This is a genomic window from Ectopseudomonas chengduensis, from assembly GCF_900102635.1.
Taxonomy (GTDB): Bacteria; Pseudomonadota; Gammaproteobacteria; order Pseudomonadales; family Pseudomonadaceae; genus Aquipseudomonas; species Aquipseudomonas chengduensis.
The window spans coordinates 111961-134845 of record NZ_FMZQ01000015.1 but is presented as its reverse complement, the minus strand read 5'-3'; the positions used below and the strand labels follow the sequence as shown (position 1 = coordinate 134845).

20 protein-coding genes and 3 pseudogenes are annotated in these 22885 nt (G+C 62.8%); 10 read left to right on the top strand and 13 right to left on the bottom strand.

Annotated elements, in window-relative coordinates:
- The first annotated feature begins 15 nt into the window (after window positions 1–15).
- The 8 genes from BLS08_RS21345 (at window position 16) to BLS08_RS21310 (ending at window position 7350) form a co-directional block, all read left to right on the top strand.
- Window positions 16–1476: a 2-hydroxymuconic semialdehyde dehydrogenase gene (locus BLS08_RS21345; RefSeq protein ID WP_037052689.1), complete on the top strand. Its 1461-nt coding sequence runs from the start codon at window positions 16–18 to the stop codon at window positions 1474–1476.
- 7 nt (window positions 1477–1483) lie between these two features.
- Complete coding sequence (locus tag BLS08_RS21340; RefSeq protein ID WP_037052691.1) at window positions 1484–2332, top strand: alpha/beta fold hydrolase; 849 nt, start codon at window positions 1484–1486, stop codon at window positions 2330–2332.
- Window positions 2333–2343: 11 nt separating this feature from the next.
- Window positions 2344–3129 (top strand): 2-oxopent-4-enoate hydratase, encoded by a 786-nt coding sequence (gene dmpE / locus BLS08_RS21335; RefSeq protein WP_090337468.1) that lies wholly within the window; start codon window positions 2344–2346, stop codon window positions 3127–3129.
- A gap of 15 nt (window positions 3130–3144) precedes the next feature.
- Complete coding sequence (locus BLS08_RS21330) at window positions 3145–4083, top strand: acetaldehyde dehydrogenase (acetylating) (RefSeq protein ID WP_090337465.1); 939 nt, start codon at window positions 3145–3147, stop codon at window positions 4081–4083.
- 11 nt (window positions 4084–4094) lie between these two features.
- Window positions 4095–5129, top strand: coding sequence for a 4-hydroxy-2-oxovalerate aldolase (gene dmpG, locus BLS08_RS21325; RefSeq protein ID WP_090337463.1), 1035 nt, complete (start codon window positions 4095–4097; stop codon window positions 5127–5129).
- Complete coding sequence (dmpH, locus tag BLS08_RS21320; protein WP_045736216.1) at window positions 5129–5923, top strand: 2-oxo-3-hexenedioate decarboxylase; 795 nt, start codon at window positions 5129–5131, stop codon at window positions 5921–5923. The genes dmpG and dmpH overlap by 1 nt, the downstream gene beginning before the upstream one ends.
- Window positions 5924–5962: 39 nt before the next feature.
- Window positions 5963–6169, top strand: coding sequence for a 2-hydroxymuconate tautomerase (locus tag BLS08_RS21315; protein WP_262385274.1), 207 nt, complete (start codon window positions 5963–5965; stop codon window positions 6167–6169).
- A gap of 89 nt (window positions 6170–6258) precedes the next feature.
- Window positions 6259–7350, top strand: coding sequence for an IS5-like element ISPa8 family transposase (locus BLS08_RS21310; RefSeq protein ID WP_090337460.1), 1092 nt, complete (start codon window positions 6259–6261; stop codon window positions 7348–7350).
- A 224-nt stretch (window positions 7351–7574) separates the two neighbouring features.
- On the opposite strand, the gene BLS08_RS21305 is transcribed toward BLS08_RS21310, so the two are convergent.
- From BLS08_RS21305 to BLS08_RS21295, 3 genes and pseudogenes are all read right to left on the bottom strand, one after another.
- On the bottom strand, window positions 7575–8609 hold the full coding sequence (locus BLS08_RS21305) for a sensor domain-containing diguanylate cyclase (RefSeq protein WP_167375890.1): 1035 nt from the start codon (window positions 8607–8609) through the stop codon (window positions 7575–7577).
- Window positions 8610–8828: 219 nt separating this feature from the next.
- A pseudogene (locus BLS08_RS21300) lies at window positions 8829–9648 on the bottom strand (tyrosine-type recombinase/integrase); the annotation flags it as partial.
- Between the two features lie 302 nt (window positions 9649–9950).
- Window positions 9951–10607: a GIY-YIG nuclease family protein gene (locus BLS08_RS21295; protein ID WP_167375889.1), complete on the bottom strand. Its 657-nt coding sequence runs from the start codon at window positions 10605–10607 to the stop codon at window positions 9951–9953.
- Between the two features lie 271 nt (window positions 10608–10878).
- Here BLS08_RS21295 and BLS08_RS26205 point away from each other — a divergent pair, with 271 nt between their 5' ends.
- A complete protein-coding gene (locus BLS08_RS26205; RefSeq protein ID WP_139204286.1) occupies window positions 10879–11292 on the top strand; it encodes a DUF4124 domain-containing protein in 414 nt (137 codons plus the stop codon).
- Between the two features lie 228 nt (window positions 11293–11520).
- Complete coding sequence (locus BLS08_RS21285; protein WP_090337452.1) at window positions 11521–11835, top strand: c-type cytochrome; 315 nt, start codon at window positions 11521–11523, stop codon at window positions 11833–11835.
- A gap of 115 nt (window positions 11836–11950) precedes the next feature.
- Here the strand turns inward: BLS08_RS21285 and BLS08_RS21275 are convergent.
- The 10 genes and pseudogenes from BLS08_RS21275 to nosZ form a co-directional block, all read right to left on the bottom strand.
- Window positions 11951–13093, bottom strand: a pseudogene (locus BLS08_RS21275) (cbb3-type cytochrome c oxidase subunit I); the annotation flags it as partial.
- A 237-nt stretch (window positions 13094–13330) separates the two neighbouring features.
- Window positions 13331–14442, bottom strand: a pseudogene (locus BLS08_RS26745) (methyl-accepting chemotaxis protein).
- Between the two features lie 18 nt (window positions 14443–14460).
- On the bottom strand, window positions 14461–15204 hold the full coding sequence (locus BLS08_RS21265) for an SDR family NAD(P)-dependent oxidoreductase (RefSeq protein WP_065982997.1): 744 nt from the start codon (window positions 15202–15204) through the stop codon (window positions 14461–14463).
- A gap of 109 nt (window positions 15205–15313) precedes the next feature.
- Window positions 15314–16504 (bottom strand): NnrS family protein, encoded by a 1191-nt coding sequence (locus tag BLS08_RS21260; RefSeq protein WP_058075124.1) that lies wholly within the window; start codon window positions 16502–16504, stop codon window positions 15314–15316.
- 470 nt (window positions 16505–16974) lie between these two features.
- Window positions 16975–17157 (bottom strand): twin-arginine translocase TatA/TatE family subunit, encoded by a 183-nt coding sequence (gene tatA / locus BLS08_RS21255; RefSeq protein WP_014851518.1) that lies wholly within the window; start codon window positions 17155–17157, stop codon window positions 16975–16977.
- Between the two features lie 29 nt (window positions 17158–17186).
- A complete protein-coding gene (locus BLS08_RS21250; RefSeq protein ID WP_058077829.1) occupies window positions 17187–17759 on the bottom strand; it encodes a nitrous oxide reductase accessory protein NosL in 573 nt (190 codons plus the stop codon).
- Window positions 17760–17780: 21 nt separating this feature from the next.
- Window positions 17781–18608, bottom strand: coding sequence for an ABC transporter permease (locus BLS08_RS21245; protein WP_090337450.1), 828 nt, complete (start codon window positions 18606–18608; stop codon window positions 17781–17783).
- Window positions 18605–19531: an ABC transporter ATP-binding protein gene (locus BLS08_RS21240; RefSeq protein ID WP_090337448.1), complete on the bottom strand. Its 927-nt coding sequence runs from the start codon at window positions 19529–19531 to the stop codon at window positions 18605–18607. The genes BLS08_RS21245 and BLS08_RS21240 overlap by 4 nt, the downstream gene beginning before the upstream one ends.
- Window positions 19528–20823, bottom strand: coding sequence for a nitrous oxide reductase family maturation protein NosD (locus BLS08_RS21235; RefSeq protein WP_090337446.1), 1296 nt, complete (start codon window positions 20821–20823; stop codon window positions 19528–19530). Before BLS08_RS21235 ends, BLS08_RS21240 begins: the two co-directional genes overlap by 4 nt.
- Window positions 20824–20956: 133 nt before the next feature.
- Complete coding sequence (gene nosZ, locus BLS08_RS21230; protein ID WP_090337445.1) at window positions 20957–22867, bottom strand: TAT-dependent nitrous-oxide reductase; 1911 nt, start codon at window positions 22865–22867, stop codon at window positions 20957–20959.
- Window positions 22868–22885: the final 18 nt, after the last annotated feature.

The window sequence follows — 22885 nt, the reverse complement described above, 5'->3', positions numbered from 1 at the left end:
GCAGAGATTGCGCAGATGAAAGAGATCAAGCACTTCATTAACGGTGCCTTCGTCGGTTCGGCCAGCGGTCGCACCTTCGACGACATCAACCCGGCCAACGGCCAGGTGATCGGCCGCGTGCACGAGGCCGGCCGCGCCGAGGTCGATGCCGCGGTGCAGGCCGCACGTGCCGCGCTGAGCGGACCGTGGGGCGCGATGAGCGTGGCCGAGCGCGCGGACATTCTGCACCGCGTGGCCGATGGCATCACCGCGCGCTTCGACGAGTTCCTCGAGGCCGAATGCCTGGACACCGGCAAGCCGAAATCCTTGGCGTCGCATATCGATATTCCGCGCGGCGCGGCCAACTTCAAGGTGTTCGCCGACCTGCTGAAGAACGTGCCCAGCGAAGCCTTCGAGATGGCCACGCCGGACGGCAGCGGCGCGATCAACTACGCGGTGCGCCGCCCCAAGGGGGTGATCGGGGTGATCAGCCCGTGGAATCTGCCGCTGTTGCTGATGACCTGGAAGGTCGGCCCGGCCCTGGCCTGCGGCAACACCGTGGTGGTCAAGCCCTCCGAGGAAACCCCGCTGACCACCACCCTGCTCGCCGAGGTGATGCAGGCCGCCGGCGTGCCGGCCGGGGTGTACAACGTGGTGCATGGTTTCGGTGGCGATTCCGCCGGGGCCTTCCTCACCGAGCACGCGGATGTCGATGCCTTCACCTTCACGGGTGAAACCGGCACCGGCGAGTTGATCATGCGCGCCGCCGCCAAAGGCGTGCGCCAGGTCTCGCTGGAGCTGGGCGGCAAGAACGCCGGCATCGTCTTCGCCGACTGCGACATGGATAAGGCCATCGAAGGCACGCTGCGCTCGGCCTTCGCCAACTGCGGTCAGGTGTGCCTGGGCACCGAGCGGCTGTATGTCGAGCGCTCGATTTTCGAGGAGTTTGTCGCCCGCCTGAAGGCCGGTGCCGAGAGCCTGGTGATCGGCCCGCCGGACGACCCGACCAGCAACTTCGGCCCGCTGGTTAGCCTCAAGCACCGCGAGAAGGTGCTGTCCTACTACCAGCAAGCCGTCGCCGACGGCGCCACCGTGGTCACCGGCGGCGGCGTGCCGCAGATGCCGGAGGCATTGGCGGGTGGCGCCTGGATACAACCGACCATCTGGACCGGCCTGGCCGACGACTCGGCGGTGGTCACCGAGGAAATCTTCGGGCCGTGCTGCCATATCCGTCCGTTCGACAGCGAAGCCGAAGCCGTCGCCCTGGCCAACAGTCTGCCCTATGGCCTGTCCGCCACCCTCTGGAGCGACAACGTCAGCCGCGCGCACCGCGTCGCCGGCCAGTTGGAGGCCGGCATCGTCTGGGTCAACAGTTGGTTCCTGCGCGATCTGCGCACCGCCTTCGGTGGCAGCAAGCAATCCGGGATCGGTCGGGAAGGGGGTGTGCACTCGCTGGAGTTCTACACCGAACTGAAAAACATCTGTGTGAAGTTGTGAGGCCGTGATGAGCGCACCCCAGAACAGCCCGGAAATCGGCCGCGAAATCCTCGCCGCCGGCTATCGCACCAACCTGCACGACAGCGGCGAAGGCTTCCCGCTGATGATGATCCACGGCTCCGGCCCCGGCGTCACCGCCTGGGCCAACTGGCGTCTGGTGATGCCCGAGCTGGCCAAGCGCCGCCGGGTGATCGCCCCGGACATGCTGGGCTTCGGCTACAGCGAACGCCCGGTCGATGGTCAGTACCACCAACAGCGCTGGGTTGAACACGCGCTTGGCGTGCTGGATGCCCTGGGCATCGAACAGGCCGACCTGGTCGGTAACTCCTTCGGTGGCGGCCTGGCCCTGGCCCTGGCCATCCGCCACCCCGAGCGAGTGCGCCGGCTGGTGCTGATGGGCAGCGCCGGGGTTAGCTTTCCGATCACCCCGGGCCTGGATGATGTGTGGGGCTATGAGCCGTCCTTCGCCGCCATGCGCCGGCTGATGGACACCTTCGCCTACGACCGCAGCCTGGTCACCGACGAGTTGGCTGAGCTGCGTTACCAGGCCAGCATCCGCCCCGGTTTTCAGGAGTCGTTCGCGCAGATGTTCCCCGCACCGCGCCAGCGCTGGGTCGATGGCCTGGCCAGCAGCGAGGCGCAGATCCGCGCCTTGCCCCACGAAACCCTGGTGATCCATGGCCGCGAGGATCAGGTGATCCCCCTGGCCGCTTCGCTGACGCTGGCCGAGTGGATCGTCCGCGCGCAATTGCACGTGTTCGGCCAGTGCGGCCACTGGACGCAGATCGAACACGCCGCCCGTTTCGCCCGCCTGGTCGAGGATTTCCTCGCCGAAGCCGACGCCCGCCATTCCTGAGAGAGACCGACATGGACCAGATAATGATCAACGCGCTCGGCGACGAGCTGTACCAGGCCATGCTCAACCGCGAGGCGATCAGCCCGCTGACCGAGCGTGGCTTCGACATCAGCGTCGACGACGCCTACCACATCTCGCTGCGCATGCTCGAACGACGCCTGGCGGCCGGCGAGAAGATCATCGGCAAGAAGATCGGCGTGACCAGCAAGGCGGTGCAAAACATACTGGGCGTGCACCAGCCGGACTTCGGTTACCTGACCGACGCCATGGTGTTCAACAGCGGCGAAGCGGTGCCGATCAGCCAGCGACTGATGCAGCCCAAGGCCGAGGGCGAGATCGCCTTCATCCTCAAGAAGGACCTGATCGGCCCCGGCGTGACTAACGCCGACGTACTGGCCGCCACCGAGTGCGTGATGCCCTGTTTCGAGATCGTCGATTCGCGCATCCGCGACTGGAAAATCAAGATCCAGGACACCGTGGCGGACAACGCCTCCTGCGGCCTGTTCGTGCTCGGCGACCAGGCGGTATCGCCGCGCCAGGTCGACCTGGTCACCTGCGGCATGGTGGTGGAAAAGAACGGCCACATCATCAGCACCGGGGCCGGCGCTGCGGCGCTCGGTTCGCCGGTCAACTGCGTGGCCTGGCTGGCCAACACCCTGGGCCGTTTCGGCATCGCGCTGAAAGCCGGCGAGGTGATTCTGTCCGGCTCGCTGGTGCCGTTGGAGCCGGTCAAGGCCGGCGACGTGATGCGCGTCGACATCGGCGGTATCGGCAGCGCCTCCGTGCGCTTCACCTAAATTGGAGGCTTGCAGATGAACCAGAAACTCAAAGTCGCGATCATCGGTCCGGGCAATATTGGCACCGACCTGATGATCAAAGTGCTGCGCAACGCCAAGTACCTGGAAATGGGCGCCATGGTCGGCATCGACGCCGCCTCCGACGGCCTGGCCCGCGCCCAGCGCATGGGCGTGGCGACCACCCATGCCGGCGTCGAAGGGCTGATCAAGCTGCCCGAATTCGCCGACATCGATTTCGTCTTCGACGCCACCTCGGCCAGTGCCCACGTGCAGAACGAGGCGCTGCTGCGCCAGGCCAAACCGGGCATCCGCCTGATCGACCTGACCCCGGCGGCCATCGGCCCGTACTGCGTGCCGGTGGTCAACCTGGAAGAGCACCTCGGCAAGCTCAACGTCAACATGGTCACCTGCGGCGGCCAGGCGACCATCCCGATGGTCGCCGCGGTCTCCCGCGTGGCCAAGGTCCATTACGCCGAGATCGTCGCCTCGATCAGCAGCAAGTCGGCCGGTCCGGGCACCCGCGCCAACATCGACGAGTTCACCGAGACCACCAGCAAAGCCATCGAAGTGATCGGCGGTGCGGCCAAGGGCAAGGCGATCATCATCATGAACCCGGCTGAGCCGCCGCTGATCATGCGCGACACCGTGTATGTGCTGTCCGCCGCCGCCGATCAGGCCGCCGTCGCGGCCTCGGTGGCGGAAATGGTTCAGGCGGTGCAGGCCTACGTGCCCGGCTATCGCCTGAAGCAGCAGGTGCAGTTCGACGTGATCCCCGAGTCCGCGCCGCTGAACATCCCCGGTCTCGGCCGGTTCAGCGGGTTGAAGACCTCGGTGTTCCTCGAAGTCGAAGGCGCCGCCCATTACCTGCCGGCCTACGCTGGCAACCTCGACATCATGACCTCCGCCGCGCTGGCCACTGCCGAGCGCATGGCCCAGTCGATGCTCAAGGCCTGAGGAGAATCGCCATGACCTTCAACCCCGGCAAGAAACTCTATATCTCCGACGTCACCCTGCGCGACGGCAGCCACGCGATCCGCCACCAGTACTCGCTGCAGAACGTGCAGGACATCGCCCGCGCCCTGGACCAGGCCAAGGTCGACTCCATCGAGGTGGCCCACGGCGACGGCCTGCAAGGCTCCAGCTTCAACTACGGCTTCGGCGCGCACACCGACCTGGAGTGGATCGAGGCGGTCAACGACGTGATCAGCCACGCCAAAATCGCCACCCTGCTGCTGCCCGGTATCGGCACGGTGCACGACCTCAAGGCGGCCTACAACGCCGGCGCGCGGGTGGTCCGCGTGGCCACCCATTGCACCGAGGCGGATGTCTCCAAGCAGCACATCGAATACGCCCGTGAACTGGGCATGGACACCGTCGGCTTTTTGATGATGAGCCATATGATCGCCCCCGAGCATCTGGCCAAGCAGGCCAAGCTGATGGAGAACTATGGCGCGACCTGCATCTACGTGGTCGATTCCGGTGGTGCGCTGAGCATGCAGGACGTGCGCGAGCGCTTCCGCGCGGTCAAGGCCGTGCTCAAGCCGGAAACCCAGACCGGCATGCACGCCCACCACAACCTGTCCCTTGGCGTGGCCAACTCCATCGTCGCGGTGGAGGAGGGCTGCGACCGCATCGACGCCAGTCTCGCCGGCATGGGCGCCGGTGCCGGTAACGCGCCGCTGGAGGTGTTCATCGCCGCCGCCGAACGCCTCGGCTGGGAGCACGGCACCGACCTCTACACCCTGATGGACGCCGCCGACGACATCGTCCGGCCGCTGCAAGACCGTCCGGTGCGGGTCGACCGCGAAACCCTGGCCCTCGGCTACGCCGGGGTCTACTCCAGCTTCCTCCGTCATTCCGAAGTGGCCGCGCAGAAATACGGCCTCAAGGCCGTGGACATCCTCGTCGAACTGGGCAAACGGCGCATGGTCGGTGGCCAGGAAGACATGATCGTCGACGTCGCCCTCGACCTATTGGCCGCCCGTAAGGAGCGCAACTGATGAACCGTACCCTGACCCGCGAACAGGTGCTGGCCCTGGCCGAGCACATCGAAAACGCCGAGCTGCATGCGCATGACATCAGCAAGGTGACCAACGATTACCCGGACATGACCTTCGCCGACGCCTACGACGTGCAGTGGGAAATCCGCCGGCGCAAGGAGGCCCGCGGCAACAAGATCGTCGGCTTGAAGATGGGCCTGACCTCCTGGGCGAAGATGGCACAGATGGGCGTGGAAACGCCGATATACGGCTTCCTCGCCGACTACTTCAGCGTCGCCGACGGCGGCGTGGTGGATTGCGCCAAACTGATCCACCCGAAGATCGAGGCTGAGATCAGCTTCGTCACCAAAGCCCCACTGCACGGTCCGGGCTGCCATATCGGCCAAGTGCTGGCGGCCACCGATTTCGTCGTGCCGACGGTGGAAGTGATCGACTCGCGCTACGAGAACTTCAAGTTTGACCTGATCAGCGTGGTCGCCGACAACGCCTCCTCGACCCGTTTCATTACCGGCGGGCAAATGGCCAATGTCGCCGACGTGGACCTGCGCACCCTCGGCGTGGTGATGGAGAAGAACGGCGAAGTGGTGGAGCTTGGTGCCGGTGCCGCAGTGCTTGGCCATCCTGCTTCCAGCGTGGCGATGCTGGCCAACCTGCTGGCCGAACGCGGCGAACATATCCCGGCGGGCAGTTTCATCATGACCGGCGGCATCACCGCGGCGGTGCCGGTGGCGCCGGGCGACAACATCACCGTGCGTTACCAGGGCCTTGGCTCGGTGTCCGCGCGCTTCGTTTAAACCCCATGCGGCCGGCTTGCGTGCCGGCCGCTACTATTTTTGAAGGACGAGGCCATGCCCATCGCTCAGCTGTATATCCTCGAAGGCCGCACCGACGAACAAAAGGAAACCCTGATCCGCGAAGTCAGCGAGGCCATGTCGCGCTCGCTGGACGCGCCCATCGAGCGGGTGCGCGTGATCATCACCGAAATGCCGAAAAACCACTTCGGCATCGGTGGTGAATCGGCGAGCAAGCTCAGGCGCTAGCAGCCTGTTGAAATTCCCCTACGGCCTGTCTGACTTTGCCGTGTAAGGTTTACGATATCGGCTCCAATCTGCCGGGAACCCCGATTTCCATGCGTGGCGCCGATATCACACAGGAATCCTTGTTCACTGTCGCCAAGCTTGATGACTTTGTGCCAGCGACTCACCCCCTGCGCGCCATCCGCAAGCTGGCAGACACCGCTCTGCAGCGGATGAGCGCCCTGTTCGACACCTTGTATGCCGACACCGGCCGCGCCTCGATCGCCCCCGAGAAGCTGATGCGGGCGCAGTTGCTGCAGTTGTTCTACTCGCTGCGCAGCGAGCGGATGCTGATGGAACAGCTGGGCTACAACCTGCTGTTCCGCTGGTTCGTCGGCCTGGCCATTGATGATCCGGTGTGGGATCACTCGGTCTTCTCGAAGAACCGTGACCGCCTCAATGCCCAGGCAGTGGCCGCCGAGTTTCTGAGCGAGGTGGTACGCCTGGCGGAGAAGCAGGGGCTGATCTCGGATGAGCACTTCTCGGTCGACGGCACATTGCTGCAAGCCTGGGCCTCTCAGAAGAGTTTCCGTCCCAAGGACGATACGCCAGACGACCCGGGCCCCGGCCCGCGCAATGCCCCGCCGGACTTCAAGGGGCACAAGCGCAGCAACGACACCCACGCCTCGACCAGCGATCCGGATGCCCGGCTGTACCGCAAGAGCCACAACACCGGCGCGCAGCTGAGTTACATGGGGCATGTGCTGATGGAACACCGCAGTGGTCTGGTGCGCAGTGCTCATGTGACTCTGGCCGGTGGCCATGGCGAACGCGAAGTCGCGCTGGCGATGCTGAGCAAGCTGGGTGGTCGCCGTCGCCGCACCCTGGCCGCGGACAAGGCTTACGACACGGCAGACTTCGTGGCCGCCTGTCGTGCCCTCGGCGTGACACCCCATGTTGCGCAGAACACCAATGGTCGGCGCAGCGCCATCGATGGCCGTACCACGCGCCACGCCGGATATGGTCTGAGCCTGAAGATTCGCGCCTGGATCGAAACCCACTTCGGCTGGCTCAAGGCGGCGGCCGGGCTGCGCCAGGTGAAGCAACGCGGACTTGAGCGTGTCGACGCGCTGTTCCAGCTGGCCATGGCGGCAAGCAACCTGGTGCGCCTGCCGAAGCTGCTGGCTACAGGCTCAATGGCATGAGCGCGTTGACGGGGAAGGTGCGCCTGGAGCACGCCAAATCGGGCTATTTCCATCGATTGGCGCCCTAAACGGGAAGTAAACGAGCGCGACCACTGCTGCCAGAAGCAGTGGACGTAATCATCGCGGCGAATTTCAACAGGCTGCTAGATCAGGTCCGTGCTAACGGGGTAGAACCCGGTCCACTTCGTGGTGCTGGGTGTTCAGGGCTGCAGCTGGTAATTGCACTATGACCTTTGTTGTTTGCGTTGTTGCTTGACCTGGTACATCTCGTTGTCCGCCAGCCTGATGGCCTCTTCAGCGGTGGTGCCATCAGGCATCACTGCCACTACCCCAACGCTCGCACCCTGATACTCATAGGGAGGCAGGCCGTTACCCAGGTCATACTGGCCAATAGTGGCCTTGCTCAAGCGGGTCTGCATGAGCAAGGCTGCATCCCGGAGTTCTTGCGCAGAGTCCGGGCGCTGGAGGGTGTTGCCCAGGGCGATGACGATGAACTCGTCTCCGCCGATGCGGCCGACCATGTCGCAGGTTCTAAGGCTGCGCTGCAGCTCAGTGGCGATACCAAGCAGAAACTGATCACCCGCCTGGTGGCCGTAGCAGTCGTTGATGAGTTTGAATCCATCCAAGTCGATGACGGCAACGAGCACATACTTGCTGTCGCGCTGAGCCAAGGCGAACAGCTGTACAAGGTCACGCATGATGCCGCGCCGATTGGCGAGTCCAGTCAGCGGGTCGGTCAGCGCTAGCCGGCCAAGTTCGCTGTTGGCGGCCTGAAGTTGTGCGACCAATAGCTCGCGTTCCAGGGCGTAACCTAGCAAGCCCGACAGCAGAGCAAGCAACGGCTCCACATTGGCTGGACGGGCTACCTGAGCCGAGCTTGCCGCGCAGACGGTGCCCAGGACGCGGCCATCCTGCGATCTGATAGGTGCGCTCAGATAGGTCTTGATGCCCAGAGCCTTGGCCGCGTCGGAGTCGCCCCAGCACTCGGCAACGTTGTCTGAGTAAAGACGGTTCTCTTCAAGGGCTCGCTTGCACAGGGTATCGGCCCAGGGTACGACCAGCCCCTCCGGGATGATCATTGCGCCCGCATTGCGTGCAAACTCGACGCGTTGCACGCCCTGTTCGGTGTCGATAGTGGTCAGGTAGGTCGACTCCATGCCGGTGAACTGGTTAAGCAGCGACAACAAAGGGCGCGCCAGTTGCTCCAGCGTTTGCGCCTTGGGGATGGTTTCCGACAGCAAAGAGAGAATCTGATCCATTGGAGCGTACCGATAGTGACGTTGCGTGGTTAGTGTCATATAGCTGATTGGCATGACATAGAGCAGATACTCCCGCGCTGCGTCAAATCACCCCGTCACCCCAGCGCCATAGTCACAATGAAAACGGCCATTGAGTGTCGTGTTGGAGGTTGGTTTCAGTGTAGTTGTAGATGCTGCGGATATCCTCTTGCGGCGTCATGGCTGGCTTGTGCAGAACTTTGCCCAGCCTGCTTCGAGGTCAAACTCGGGCCATTGAGTGTTGGATCATGTGGTAACGAGCGCCGGTCAGAATCAGCAGTCTGGTTGCGATGGCGTCACGTGTATCGATGTTGAGCAGATCGGCTATAAGTTTCGGTGTGTCTTTCCATTGCAGTACTGGAAAGTGCTGGCGCTGCCTGGCCTTCTTTTTCTCTGCCTTGCTCAGCAGGTTGTCCAAGTGTCCGCGCCAGCGGGCAGGATTGTCCCCCTCGCGTAAGCGCCTGGCCTTGGCTGCATCCAGTATTTGCTCGATCTGGCCCCTGATTTCATCAGCAGTCCGGGTCTTGGTTGCCCAGATGGGTTGCAATGCAGTAAGCACATGCTCGGTGCTGATGATGTCAGCCGACAGCTTGCCCATGGTCGGGAAGGCGTAGAGCTCCAACTTGCGTAGCCAGCCTTTCCGCCACTTCTCAGACCAACTGCCGCCATGTGCCTGTTGGTATTCGCGAGCGAGATCTTCGAACGTCGTGCGACGTGCTGCGGCCTGGCGTTCGGCCTCGCGCTTGGCTTCCTTTGCCGCGTCGCGGGTTGCCAGTGGGTCGCTTCCGGAGGCGAGGAGCTTGCGTTGGTCGGCGGCCAACTGCCGTGCTTGGCCGAGTGTGACGGCAGGGAAGGGGCCTAGCCCCATTTCGCGGCTGCGGCCATCCAGCTTGTAACGGAAGATCCAGCTGGTGTCGCCGCTCTTGGATACCTGGAAGTACAGGCCATCGCCATCATTGGTTTTTCCTGGCGTTGCAGCCTTGGCTATCGACTCCACGGTCTTGCTGGTCAGCTTGCCTATTACTCGCTCCTACTCCAACACACCCCCTCAACCCACACTCTGACCCACACCTTGGTTGCTGATTTTATGGATGGCTACGGGATGTCTTGGGACAGACCCTAAGCTGTAAGGCGCGTATTTTCTAGGGCTGTAGGATCTTGCTGGATTTCTTCGGGCAATAAAAAAGCCGGCTTGTGGCCGGCGTTTTAGTTGTTCAAGCTATTGATATCAAAGGGTAATATGAATTCTGCATTCTCTATCCCCACACTTGTCCCCACATTTTCTTCGTGCGTAGCTCCATCGTTTCGCGAATCCAGTCCAGATCAACACTTAGTGGGGAGCGCCTTGGGCTGTACCGAATCGGACACAGGCTGACTAAGGCTCTTGATGAGATCAGCAATGGCAGGCGGATGAACAGGCCTTTGCTTGTACTGGGCGGCGAAATTTTTGATACCCCCTGGTCTGCCGAATATCCCGCTTAATCCGCCCACTATGAACAGAAGCGATAGCCCGAGCGTGAAAGGCACTAGGATTAGGCCGAGGAATACGAATAGGCAGCCGCCTCCCACATCATTGTTCTGCTCCCGGATTGTTGCCAGCGTCTGCGCATCGGGCTTGATGTAGAGGTTTTCATCCAACCCCAGTATGTCGTGGGCGAACAGCTCTGTCTGGCCACGACCGCACAGCGGCTTGCGAGCATTTTTGCTGTATTTGCCAAAGGCGCGCTGACGGGTGAAGTGCTCAAGCAGGGTTTGTTCGACGTCCCAGGCGTCTTCGCAATAGGTAAAGAAGAACTCTTGGTCAATCATCTTTTCATCGCCGTGCCCGCCGTAGGCGAGGCGTTCCTTGAGACTGGGCTTTTTGGTGTAGCCGAGTTTGTACAAAAGCCCACAGTTAGTCTTCAGGCGTGCGTAATAGACATAGCCGGCCGGGTTTTTTGGCCGTTTGAACCAACGCCATAGGTTTTTGAGCATCGCCAAGGTCCGTCTCGAACAAAAGATCCAAGATTATGCGTTGAGGCGGCGGCGACGGCGAATGGTTGACGGCAAGCAAAGCCTTGGTTGAGTTGACGCGGCTACGAATAACTTCCCCTTCGTCTTGGTGGCTGGAGTTGCCTAGCGGATGTCACCGGCACGAGCCGAGGTCTGGCTGGTGCGGTGGGGTCGCCACGCCGTTCCAGCGCCCCATTCCGGATGCGGACCGAATGACCTATCTTGTGTTCATCCATTGATGAACACAGGGAAGAGTCAAATGGCAATCCAAAAACACTTCAGAAATCCTCTGCTGGCTACCAGCGCCTTGCTTGTGTCCCTAGCTTGGGCGTTGCCGGCCTCGGCGCAGGTACAAAAGTGTGTCGATCCCGTCACAGGGAAAATCACCTTTTCGGATCGCGGCTGCAGCTCAGGCGAAGAAATGACTTCGATTCGGGTCGCTCCGGCCAACAGCAGCCAGTACCGCAATCATCAGCCGGTCTATTCGCAGCCCGAAATCAGCCAGCAGCAAAGCGGCCCGCGCGTCACGGTCGTGGGTGACAGCGGCAACAGCCGGCGCAATGCCGGCCCGCTCCGCTTCGACAGCACCCTGCAAGACGAGGCTTGCGCCGTAACAGGCCGCTCCCGCGCCACATTGCCAACGCAACGGGTTTTCAACGGTCTGTTAGGTTGATCCCAGTCAAGGACTCACCCGACCGCGCTGGCTCATGCTCAACTTGTCGCCGCAATGACATTTGCGCCGGGAGATGCATCGCCTGCGAATGGAAACAGTGATCCGGAACAAAAGCTTGCTTACCCATATCGGTAAATTTAACGTGCATCCACCCAGTACATTTGTTGCTGGGTTTTTCCACCGGGGCGGGCTCAGATCCTCCCCTCAATTAGCCTTGAGGAAGTACTCATGAAAAAAATCCTGGTTCCGCTGTTCGCCCTGAGCGGCGCGCTGATGCTGCAACCGGCGATTGCTCAGGACGGCGAAGCGCTGTTCAAGAGCAAGCCTTGCGCAGCCTGCCACAGCATCGATGCCAAGCTGGTTGGCCCGGCATTCAAGGAAGTCGCCGCCAAATACGCGGGCCAGGAAGGCGCAGCCGACATGCTTGCCGGCCACATCAAGAACGGCAGCCAGGGCGTCTGGGGTCCGATCCCGATGCCGCCAAATGCTGTAACCGAAGAAGAAGCCAAGATCCTCGCCGAGTGGGTTCTTAGCCAGAAGTAACCTAGCGTCCTGGAGGACGTCATGACAGTGTCCCGACACGCAGTATCACGTTTGGGGCTCGCCCTGGCGTCCCTCCTCCTGATTCCCGCAGCCCTGGCCGCGGCACCTGATGCCGAACGCTGTACATCTGCTTGCGATCGTAGAGCCGCGGAATCAGGTGATACAGCGAGCCGATGGAGATCATCGCCACCCAACCGAGGGCGCCGGCATGTACGTGGCCGATGGTCCAGTCGGTGTAGTGGGACAGGGCGTTGACGGTCTTGATGGCCATCATCGGACCTTCGAAGGTGGACATGCCGTAGAACGCCAGCGACACCACCAGGAAGCGCAGCACCGGATCGGTGCGCAGCTTATGCCAGGCGCCGGAGAGGGTCATCATGCCGTTGATCATGCCGCCCCAGCTGGGCGCGAGCAGAATCACCGACATCGCCATGCCCAGGCTCTGCGCCCAATCCGGCAGTGCGGTGTAGTGCAGGTGATGCGGGCCGGCCCAGATGTACAGGGAGATGATCGCCCAGAAATGCACGATGGACAGGCGATAGGAATAGATCGGCCGCTCGGCCTGCTTCGGCACGAAGTAATACATGATGCCGAGAAAGCCCACCGAGAGGATGAAGCCCACCACACTGTGCCCATACCACCACTGGATCATCGCGTCGGTGGCGCCGGAATAGACCGAGTAGGACTTCATCAGGCTCACCGGCACCAGCGCGTGGTTGATCACGTGCACCATGCCGGTGACGATGATGAAGGCGCCGAAGAACCAGTTGCCCACGTAGATGTGGCTGACCTTGCGATACGCGATGGTGCCGAAGAACAGGTAGGCATAGGCCAGCCAGACCAGGGTCACCCAGGCGGCGATCGGCCATTCCATCTCCGCGTATTCCTTGGAGGTGGTGTAGCCCAGCGCGTAGCTGACCACCATGGCGACGCACGCGGCTTGCCAGGCCCAGAAGACGAACTCGCCGAGGCTATCGGAGATCAGGCGAACACGGCTGGTGCGCTGCACCACATAGAGTGAGGTCGCGAACAGCGCGTTACCGCCGAAGGCGAAGATCACCAGATTGGTGTGCATCGGCCGTACGCGACCGAAGCTGGTCCAGGGCAGATCGAAATTCAATACCGGCCAGACCAGTTGCGCCGCAATGAACACGCCCAGGCCCATGCCGATGATTCCCCACACCACCGTCATCAGGGTGAACTGACGCACGACGCGGTAGTTGTAGAGGGGAGATGCCGATGTGGACGCTTCGATCATGGACGTGCATGAGGCAACTACGCACGCGCCTGGGGAACACAGGCATGCCGCGCACCTGCCACTCCTTCGTGAGGTCAGGTTCGTGAGCGCGGCAAGCGGCCGCGTCGGCTGGGAATGCCGCCCATTGTCGACCGACCGTTGAGTTATCTCTAATGAATAGTGTTGCCGTTATAGCGCAATTTTTTTGCTATATATGTGACGCTTCGACGGTACGCGAAACATTAGCGATGCGCGGCTTCAAGCGATCGCCGCGTAGGCCTGACGTCCGTACTGCTCCACCACCGCGGCGACGATGCGCATCACTTCCAGGTTGGCTTCTTCCATCTGCTCAAGATGCCGCAATGCCTTCTCCAGATGCTGCGCCTGGAAGGCATCGATGGCGGCCTGGCCCTGATCGTGCACTGCGGTGTGCGGCCGCTCGATCCGCTGGAAGTGCTCCAGGTCCTGCATCTCGCGGTTGCCTTCCCCGTAGTACCAGCGGCCGAAGCGGCATTCGCGCTCGCTGGGCAGTTGCGCGCTGCCCTGGGTATTGCTGCCGGGCAGCTGGTTGTAGACGACGAACTTGAGCGACAACTCGTCGAGGTTGGCCAGTTCGATACCGCACGGAACGACGAATTGTCGATGCCATGCCGCATGCTGCCGGCCAGCTGATGCAGGGTCCGCATGGCGCCGACGGCCAGCTCGGTGGTCTGGCTGAAACCCTGGGCGAGCTTGCCCTGCAACTGGATGTAGTCGTGAACGCTGGCGATTTCGGCCTGGACTTCGCCGATCTTGCGCACGATGTCCTCGGTGGCGAGCGCGGTCTTTTCCGCCAGGCTGCGAATCTCCCCGGCCACCACCGCGAAGCCGCGCCCCGCCTCACCGGCCCGGGCAGCCTCGATCGCGGCGTTGAGGGCCAGCAGGTTGGTCTGGCTGGCGATTCCGCTGATCAGATCGACGATCCCGTTGATCTCCTTGGAATGGCCGGCCAGGGTGTCGACCTTGTGCGAGGCCTGGTTGAGCCCGCTCTCCATGTCCGAAGCCTTGCTCTGCAGCTCGCCGAAATGCTTCTGGTTGCTCAGTGCCGCCGAGGCCACCTGCTCGGCATGCGCCTTGTTCTGGCCCAGCTGTCCGGTGAGGTATTCGAACGAATCCCCCAGATGCGCAATCGAGTGGCTGAAGCGAATCAGGTTGCCGGCCACGCCGCGGTAATAATCGAACTGCCGACCGCTGGTTCGATTGGCCAGCTTGGCGGCCTCCAGCTCCTGCTCCAGTTCGGCGATCCGCGAGCGCTGCTCGTTACAGGTCGCCTGGAGGCGGTCCTGTTCCTGCTGCAGCTTGCGCGCCGTTTTCTTCCATCCAAACAGCATCGAGGATTCCTCGCTCTTTCAGCTCAGGGTGAAGCCGTTATCGACGACCCAATCCTGACCGTAGACGCCACGCGCTCCTTGCGACAGCTGAAACAGAATCACGTTGGCCACCGCGGCCGATTCCAGGAAATGCCCCGGCAGCAGGCGCTGGGCGATGCCATCGGCCACGCCCTCGAGCTGCTCGTCCGACAGGCCCAGGGTGCCCCAGATCGCCGTCGCGGTAGGGCCGGGCGATACCATGTTGATGCGCACGCCCAGCGGCGCGAATTCCACCGCCAGGGTACGGGCCTGCGCCGCCAATGCCGCCTTGCTGGCGATGTAGGCCGCCAGGCCCGGATAGGTCGAGCGCGTCAGGAAGGTACCGATGAAGACCACCGAGGCAGACTTCGCCAGCTCATGACGCAGTGTTCCCAGCGTATTCAACGCACCCGCTCCGTTGACCGCCCATTGCCGATCGAACGCCGCCATGTCGAGGCCATCCGCCAGCTCGGCAATACCGGCGTTGGGCACCAGATAATCGACCTGCCCCAGCTGCGCGGCGCGTGCCCGCAAGGCCTGCAAGTCGGCCGGCACGGTCACGTCGCCCGCCAGCCAGACCAGTTGCTCCGCGTAGGTCTGCAACAGCGGCTCCAGTCCGCCCAGCGCGCGGGACATCGCCAGCACCCGGGCGCCGCGTTGCAGCAGTGCCGTGCACAGCGCCAATCCTATGCCCGAGCTGGCGCCCGTGACGACCGCCAGGCGATCCTGAAAATCGTTTTTCATCATCATCTCCGATGCTCGACATTGCCGAGCCGCAAGCTGCCCCTCCCCTCCGGGAACGGACAGCGGTTTGGAACTCTCGCCGGCAGACCTGAAAGGGCCGGCATCGCACTCAGCCCGGATGCCCGTCGACCCGCGCGGCGACCAGCATCGGTGCGTAGCGCCAGACGTACAGCGCGAAGGCCGACGCCCAGCAGATCGCCGCCAGCCAGAGCCCCGGCACAGGCCATGCGGTCGCCAGGAATACGCGTGCGAAGGCGCCCAGATTGAACAGCACGAAGGCCCAGACCACGCCCGCCGGCAGCTGCAACGGCCGGCCGGTGTGACCGAGGGTGACGCGCGCGATCATCGCCAGGATCAGCCCGCTCATGGACCCCACGCTCAGCGCGTGCAAAGCGGGGCTGGATTGCGCCAGCACGCCGAAATGCCACAGCGCCAGGCCGAAGCAGGCCACCACCAGCCAGAGCATCGCCAGGTGCAGCGACCACAGCAGCGGCACCTTTCTGAGGTCGGCGTCGTACCAGCGGACCAGGCGCAGCAGATGCCCCAGACCGATGGCCAGGAACAGCAGCCCGATCAGCGCATGGGGCGCCAGCGCCACACCGAATGCATGCAGAAGCGCGATCAGCGCACTGCCGACCAGCAGCGACCAGTCGAGCCAGGGCCAGGCCTTGACCTGCGCCGTACGCCCCAGGCCGCGCTGAGTGAAGAAAGGAATCACCCGGCCGCCGATCAGCGCCATCAATGCCGCCACCAGCCAAAGCCCCGCCAGTACGCCCTGGCGCTGCAGCGCGTCATTGCCTTGCAGCACGCCGGCCAGCATCAGCGCATCGGCACCGATCATCAGCGTCAGCACCACCACGATGGGGTAGTTGCGCTGCTGCCGCACGGCCCAGAGCATGCGCGCCATCATCCAGGCGACGACGAGCAGGAACAGCAGATCCAGCGGCACCAGCAGTGGCGCCGGCAGCCCAAGCAGCCAGCCCAGGCGCGCCGCCAGCCAGATCAGCGCCACGCCCATCAGGCGGTTGCCGGAAGGCGCCACCTGACCGGTCCAGGTCTGGACCGCGGTCAGCAGGAAGCCGGCGACGATGGCCATGGCGAAGCCGAACAGCATTTCGTGACGGTGCCAGGCCAGCCAGCCGCCAGTGGGTTGGAAACCGGGCCAGAAACCCGTCCAGGCCGCGACCCAGAGCGGAATCGCCAGTAGCGCGTAGACGCCACCAGCGAGGAAGAAAGGACGAAAGGCGAGACGCCAGACAGGCGGGATACTCAGGGCTTTTCGCCGGTCGACTACTTGCACGGAAGGCCTCCAGGGTTTTCTTCTAAGCCCGCCGCGCAAAAGCGTCACTGCGCGGCGGAAACGACGCTCCAGCCAATGCGGGAGCCAGGACTACTTTCTACAGGGTAGGCGGCCTCGACAGACTTGATTGCAATCAGCTTTTTACCGAGGCGAGGGGAAAGCGACAGCCGGTGGGGCGAAATACGGTGTAGGGTCTGTTGCCGTTTCGTCGCGAGCCGCGTTGCTGCGGCGCGGCCGCGCACGAAATGGCAACAGAGCCTAGCAACGAACGAAAGAAGCCGGTCACCGGCAGTCCGCAGAACCGCATCGCAGAATGGCATGAGTGAAACGATGCTCAGCGTGACGCACCCGCACGCGATGGGCTGTGGCCTGGGTGATACGAAGCCTTCTCTTCCTGGCGGAAGAGAACTGGAAGAAGCGTGCCCCCGGCAGGCCGGGTTCGCCCTTCGGTGAACCCGGAGCAGAAGCCCTTACTTGAGTTCCGGCTTGACCGGCTCCACCTGGGCCGTGCTTTCACCCTCGCTCACCGACTTGCGAAAGCCCGCGATCGCGCTGCCCAGATCCGAGCCCAGGCCACGCAGGCGTTTGGTGCCGAACAGCATGACCACGATCAGAAGAATGATCAGAAGCTGCCAGATGCTGATACCCATCATTTTGCTTACCTCGATTGCGTCGAATGCGGTCAATGACCCGCGTGATCGTTGTGTTCGGTTTCGGACATGTGCTCATGCATGTCGTGGTGCTGCATGTCCGCGCCCTGCTGCAGCACCGCATGGTCGATCTCTTCGAAGCGCAGCACCCGTCCGCCATGTTCGGCAGCGAGCTGCTGCGCCTGCTGCTCGTCGGCGAAACTGGCCAGGGAGACACCCATGGCGCCCTTGAGCGGCGTACCGGCGACGTACCAGGCCGTGCGGGCGTCGATCAGGTGCTCGTCGCTGGGGTGCGCCCATTCGCTCTTGCCCATGTCATGCACATAGAGCTTGGCATCGAGAAGCTTGTTTTCCGGCTGAAGGTACCAGCCGAGCATCTCGGCGGTGGAGCAGAACTTCTTCACGCCGGCCTTATCCACCGCCTGGCCTTTCGGGCCGGGGAAGTCGGCGATGATCATGCCGCAGACGTGGCATTCGTCACTTTCATGGAAAGCCACCGGGTCGAGCGATTGCTGGACTTCTTGCTTGTCGCCACAGGCGGCCAGCCCGAATGCCAGGAGCATCGCGAGCAGCGCCTGGCCGCCGGTACGGTACAGATTGTTCATCATTCGTTTCCCTCCAGAAAGTCAGGCCAGGCGCCGACGGAAGATGCCATAGGCCAGCAGCAGCGATGCGCCTGCCCAGGCCAACAGGCAGAGCCAGAGCACGGCGTTCGGCACGGGTAGGTCGCCGCCCAGCGACAGCACGCCCATGGCGCCGCCGCCTTCGAAGCCGGACAGATTGATCAGCCGGTAGATGTCGGTGGGGTTGAGCAGCAGCAGCCAGGGCAGCAGTTCGGGGCTGAACTTGCCCTCGCTGAGCACCAGCAGCGCCAGCAGCACCAGGTCGAACACCAGCACGAACAGGAACCAGACCCCCAGTGCCAGGCCGGCGGCGCTGGATTTCTCGCTGACCTTGCTGCTGAGCACGTAAGCCAGGGCAAGGAACACCCAGCCCAGCAGCGTGGAGGAAACCATGAAGCGACCGAAGGCCCAGAGCAGCAGGCCCAGCTCGATATCCTCGACCAGCAGCCCGATCGCCACGGCGGCGCAGCCGAAACCGATGAGCACCGCCAGCGCCAGGATCATTCCATGGCCGACGAACTTGCCCAGCAGAATCTGCCCGCGCCCCAGCGGATAGGTCAGCAACAGCATCAGGGTGCCGCCCTCGTCCTCGCCGACGATGGCGTCATAGGCCAGTAGCAGCGCGATCAGCGGCATGAGGAAGGTGGCCAGGCTGGCCAGGCTGGCGATGGTCGCCGGGATCGAGGTAAAGCCCAGCTGGCCGGAGGCCGCCGCGCCAAGCCAGGCGATACCCACCGCGAGCACGGCGAACAGCAGGCTGATGGCCAGCAGCCAGCGGTTGCGCAGGCCATCGCTGAGTTCCTTGCGGGCGATGTTCCAGACCTGGTTCATACCCTGCCCTCCGCGGCCTGCACATCGCCGGCGCGCTCCATGTAATAGCGGTACAGATCCTCCAGCGAAGGCTGGTGGATTTCCACATCGTCGGGTTCGCTTTCCCCGAGCAGCTCACGCAGCAACGGCAGCTTGTGGCCGTTGATGGCGATCACCTCGACACCATCCTCGCCGAGACGCTGCGCCGAGTGCCCCGCATTGGCCCAGCGCTCCAGCCAGGCCTCGCTCTGACTGATGCCACTGGCGCGGATACGCACCGGCAGGCCGGCCTCGCTGCGCAGCTGCTTGAGGCTGCCGATGGCCTGCAGGCGCCCCTTGGCGAGAATAGCCGCACGGTTGATATGCGCCTCCACGCCGGGCAGCACGTGGGAACAGAGGATCACGCTGGTACCCGTCTGGCGCAGCCGATCGATCAGCAGGTAGAGCTCCTGGGTGGCGATGGGGTCGAGCCCCACGGTAGGTTCGTCGAGCAGCAGCAGGCGCGGCTCGCCGAGCACCGCCTGCGCCAGGCCGAGCCGCTGGCGCATGCCCTTGGAATAGGTCTTCACGCGGCGATCGGCGGCGTGGGCGAGGCCGACCTGCTCGAGCAGATCGTCCACCTGGCCCAGCGGCGTGCTCTTCAGGCGCGCGAAATGACGCAGGGTCTCGCGCCCCGTCAGTTGCGGATAGAAGGTGACGTTCTCCGGCAGATAGCCCATCTGGCGGCGGACATCGGTGGTGCGTGGATCACGCCCCAGCACCTGCACCTGCCCCTCGCTGGCCTGCAACAGGCCGAGGATCAGCTTCATGGTGGTGGTCTTGCCGGCGCCGTTATGGCCGAACAGCCCCAGCACCTCGCCTTCACCCAGGCTCAGGTTCAGATCATGCAATACGGTCATGTCGCCATACCGCTGGCTGACGCCCTGAATCTCTACAGCACTCATGAGTTAGGCCCCTGCGTTGTATTCATCAATTCCTCGGTAGGCAGTTTCATCAACGGATGGCTGTCCTGCACACCCGGCGACTTGATCACCGGGAAGGCTCGCTGCACCCAGCGCAACACTTCGATGCTGGGGCTATTCATCAACAGGCGCACCTGCGGGTACATCCACAGCAAGCGGTCGACGTTGTCGTTGGGTTCGTAGGGCACATCGCCCAGACCGTCGTCGTTGCGGTCCCAGCCCAGGTAGTCGCTCCAGTAATTGCCGCGCCCGTCGACGGACCATTCCTGGGTGCGCACCGCCACGTACTTGACCTGCCGCTCGTTGGCAACGAAGGCATTGTCGGAAATGTAGTTGTTCTCGGAACCGGCAGTCAGGTGGATACCCAGATTGCTGCGCTCGAAATGGTTGCGCTGGATTGTGTTGAACTGCGAGTTGTAGATGAACAGCGCCTTGCCTTCATCGCCGGCGGTCGTGCCGCCCCCCAGATCGACACGCTGCACGTCAATGACGATGTTGTCTCGCAGGGTGGAATAATTGATGTAATTCATCAGGATGCCGTAGTTCTGATCCTGCTCGGAACGGTTTCCGATCACGGTCAACTGGCGGCTCTGCATCAGCGCGTAGCCGGTACGGGTCCGGCGGGTAAGATTGCCGGTGACATGATTGTCATGGGCGAACATGTAGTGCACGCCGTAGCGCAGATCCTCCATCAGGTTGCGCTCGATACGGTTGCCATTGGACGTGTCGATGTACACGCCATCGCGGGTTTCGCTTATATGATTGCCGGCCACCAGCGCGCCACGGGCGCTGAACAGGTGGATGCCGTTGCCGCGATCCTGAGAACGCACCTCGGGATCGCCCTGGATTCGATTATCGAGAATCTGCACATTCTCGGTGCGGTCGGCCCACACGCCGAAGCCTGCGCCACGCAGCCGATTGTTGCGCACGATCACGTCTTTTACGCGATCTCCGATGAAGATGGCCGAATTCATCTCGGTGAGATTTCGACCCCAATCGCGCAGCTCACAGTTCTCGACCACCACGTTGTCGGCGCCGATAAACAGCACACTGCCCTGACCACCCGAGCTCAGCACGGCACCTGGCGCGCACTGCAGCTGTATGGGCTGGTCGATGCGAAAATTGCCGCTGTACTCACCGGCAGGCAGTACCCAGCGGTTGTCGCCCGCCGCCTGAAGCGGCAGGCTGGAAATAGGCTGAGGATTTGCGAAAGCGGTACCGGCACAGGACAGGAGCACGTAAAACGCCCCTTTGACAGCCTGAGATCTGAACAAATCGCTACCTCCCCGGGATCAGACAGTTGGAACAGCCGGCAATCGCCGGCTGGTTAAGCTGCGGCCTGTCTGGTTGACACAACGCAGGCCACAAATGCGGGGCGGCGGAATCCGCTCGCCCCACTGTCGACCGTCAGGCCTTTTCCACCATCATGCGACCCATCATTTCCATGTGCAGGGCATGGCAGAACCAGCTGCAGTAATACCAGTACACCCCAGGATTGTCGGCCGTAAAGGTGATGGACGAGGTCTGCTGCGGGCTGATTTCCATACTCACACCATGGTTGACCATGACGAAGCCGTGAGACACGTCCTCGATCTGGTCGATGTTGGTGATGACCACGGTGACTTCATTACCCTGCTTGACGGTAAACTCGGGGATGCCGAAGCTTGGCGCCATCGAGGTCATGTACACGCGGACCTTGTTGCCGTCGCGGATGACCTTGTTGTCGGTCTCCAGAGTAACGCCATCCTTCTTGGCCATCGCGACGGTTTCGGCGAAGTAGGGGTCGTTACGATCCCAGATCTTCTTGGTCTTGATCTGGTCGCGACGGGCCATGATGCAGTCGTGCGGTTCGGCGAAGGCCGGGCCGTCATGCACCAGCTTCATCACGTCGCCGGAAATGTCGATCAACTGGTCGTTCTCCGGATGCAGCGGGCCGACCGGCAGGAAGCGGTCCTTGGAGAACTTGGACAGCACCACGACCCACTTGCCGTCGGCTTCGCTCGACTCGGTCAGCGAAGCATGGTTGTGGCCCGGCTGATAGTGCACGTCCAGCTTCTGCTTGATGTAGTTGACCTTCTCGCCCTTGTAGGCACGGATGGCTTCCTCGATGTTCCATTTGCACAGCTGGCTGTCGATGAACAGCGTGGTGTAGGCGTTACCGCGGCCGTCGAAGGCGGTGTGCAGCGGGCCAAGGCCCAGTTCCGGCTCACCGACCACGGTGTCGCGCTCATCCTTCAGCTTGCCGGCGAACAGGTCGGGCAGCTTGTCGATAGCGATGATGGTGCAGGTCGGCGACAGCTTGCCGGCGGCGATGAAGTACTTGCCGTCCGGCGAGGTGTTGCAACCGTGCGGGTTCTTCGGCACCGGGATATAGCGGGTGACCTTGCTGTTCTTGCCATCCTTCTTGCGGCCATCGACCACCGGCACCTTGGAGTCGCCGAGGGTGATGAAGTTGCCGGCCTTGATTTCGGCCTCGATGGCATGCACGTCGAAGATCACGACCCAGTCGCGCTCGTTGCGCATGGTGCCGCCCAGGTCCAGGGCTTTTTCCGAGTTGTAACAGGTGGCTGCAGTGAAGCGACCGGTGTAGTCCATGTCGGTGTTGTCGAGGTTGCCGTCGACGATCACCTGCCAGGCCACTTCCATGCTCTCGGCATCGACGGCGTTGTACATGGTGAAGCAGTTGTCACCATCCATGTCGAAGCTGGTGCCATCGTTGGGATGCGGGATGAAGAACTCGGCGTTGCAGAACACATACTTGGTGTACGGCACCTTCTGCAGACGCAGGCCGTGGATCGCCTGGACGTTGGGGATGGTGGTGATCTTGTCCGTCTTCATGATGTCCAGACGGATACGCGCGACGCGGCTGTTGGCCTTGTCGTTGATGAACAGGTACTTGCCGTCGTACTTACCATCGGTCATGGAGATGTGCGGATGGTGGCAGTCGCCGTTCGGGTAGTACTTGCCCATGATGCGCTTGCTTTCATCGGTGATACCCCAGCCAGTGGCCGGATCGGTATTGAACACCGGGATACGCATCAGTTCGCGCATGGACGGAATGCCCAGTACACGCACCTCGCCCTGGTGGCCGCCGGACCAGAAGCCGTAGTACTCGTCCAGTTCGCCAGGACCAACGTGAACCTTCAGTTGCGACTCCTTGACCGCCTGTGCCCAGGATTCGCGGGTCATCACCGCGCCGCCGAGAGCCGTGGCAGCAACGGCGGCACCGGTGACTGCGCTGGCGCCGAGGAAGCCGCGGCGGCTCAGGCCGAGTTTCTCGGGCACTTGCGGAGTGTTCTTGGAATCTTTGTCGCTCATGGGGTTTCGCTCCTTTGG

What these genes read in the sequence shown, in the direction of transcription:
- BLS08_RS21345 (WP_037052689.1), top strand. Translation starts at nt 16, where the DNA reads ATGAAAGAGATCAAGCACTTCATTAACGGTGCCTTCGTCGGTTCGGCC.
- BLS08_RS21340 (WP_037052691.1), top strand. Translation starts at nt 1,484, where the DNA reads ATGAGCGCACCCCAGAACAGCCCGGAAATCGGCCGCGAAATCCTCGCC.
- dmpE (WP_090337468.1), top strand. Translation starts at nt 2,344, where the DNA reads ATGGACCAGATAATGATCAACGCGCTCGGCGACGAGCTGTACCAGGCC.
- BLS08_RS21330 (WP_090337465.1), top strand. Translation starts at nt 3,145, where the DNA reads ATGAACCAGAAACTCAAAGTCGCGATCATCGGTCCGGGCAATATTGGC.
- dmpG (WP_090337463.1), top strand. Translation starts at nt 4,095, where the DNA reads ATGACCTTCAACCCCGGCAAGAAACTCTATATCTCCGACGTCACCCTG.
- dmpH (WP_045736216.1), top strand. Translation starts at nt 5,129, where the DNA reads ATGAACCGTACCCTGACCCGCGAACAGGTGCTGGCCCTGGCCGAGCAC.
- BLS08_RS21310 (WP_090337460.1), top strand. Translation starts at nt 6,259, where the DNA reads ATGCGTGGCGCCGATATCACACAGGAATCCTTGTTCACTGTCGCCAAG.
- BLS08_RS21305 (WP_167375890.1), bottom strand. Translation starts at nt 8,609, where the DNA reads ATGGATCAGATTCTCTCTTTGCTGTCGGAAACCATCCCCAAGGCGCAA.
- BLS08_RS26205 (WP_139204286.1), top strand. Translation starts at nt 10,879, where the DNA reads ATGGCAATCCAAAAACACTTCAGAAATCCTCTGCTGGCTACCAGCGCC.
- BLS08_RS21285 (WP_090337452.1), top strand. Translation starts at nt 11,521, where the DNA reads ATGAAAAAAATCCTGGTTCCGCTGTTCGCCCTGAGCGGCGCGCTGATG.
- BLS08_RS21265 (WP_065982997.1), bottom strand. Translation starts at nt 15,204, where the DNA reads ATGAAAAACGATTTTCAGGATCGCCTGGCGGTCGTCACGGGCGCCAGC.
- tatA (WP_014851518.1), bottom strand. Translation starts at nt 17,157, where the DNA reads ATGATGGGTATCAGCATCTGGCAGCTTCTGATCATTCTTCTGATCGTG.
- BLS08_RS21250 (WP_058077829.1), bottom strand. Translation starts at nt 17,759, where the DNA reads ATGAACAATCTGTACCGTACCGGCGGCCAGGCGCTGCTCGCGATGCTC.
- BLS08_RS21245 (WP_090337450.1), bottom strand. Translation starts at nt 18,608, where the DNA reads ATGAACCAGGTCTGGAACATCGCCCGCAAGGAACTCAGCGATGGCCTG.
- BLS08_RS21240 (WP_090337448.1), bottom strand. Translation starts at nt 19,531, where the DNA reads ATGAGTGCTGTAGAGATTCAGGGCGTCAGCCAGCGGTATGGCGACATG.
- nosZ (WP_090337445.1), bottom strand. Translation starts at nt 22,867, where the DNA reads ATGAGCGACAAAGATTCCAAGAACACTCCGCAAGTGCCCGAGAAACTC.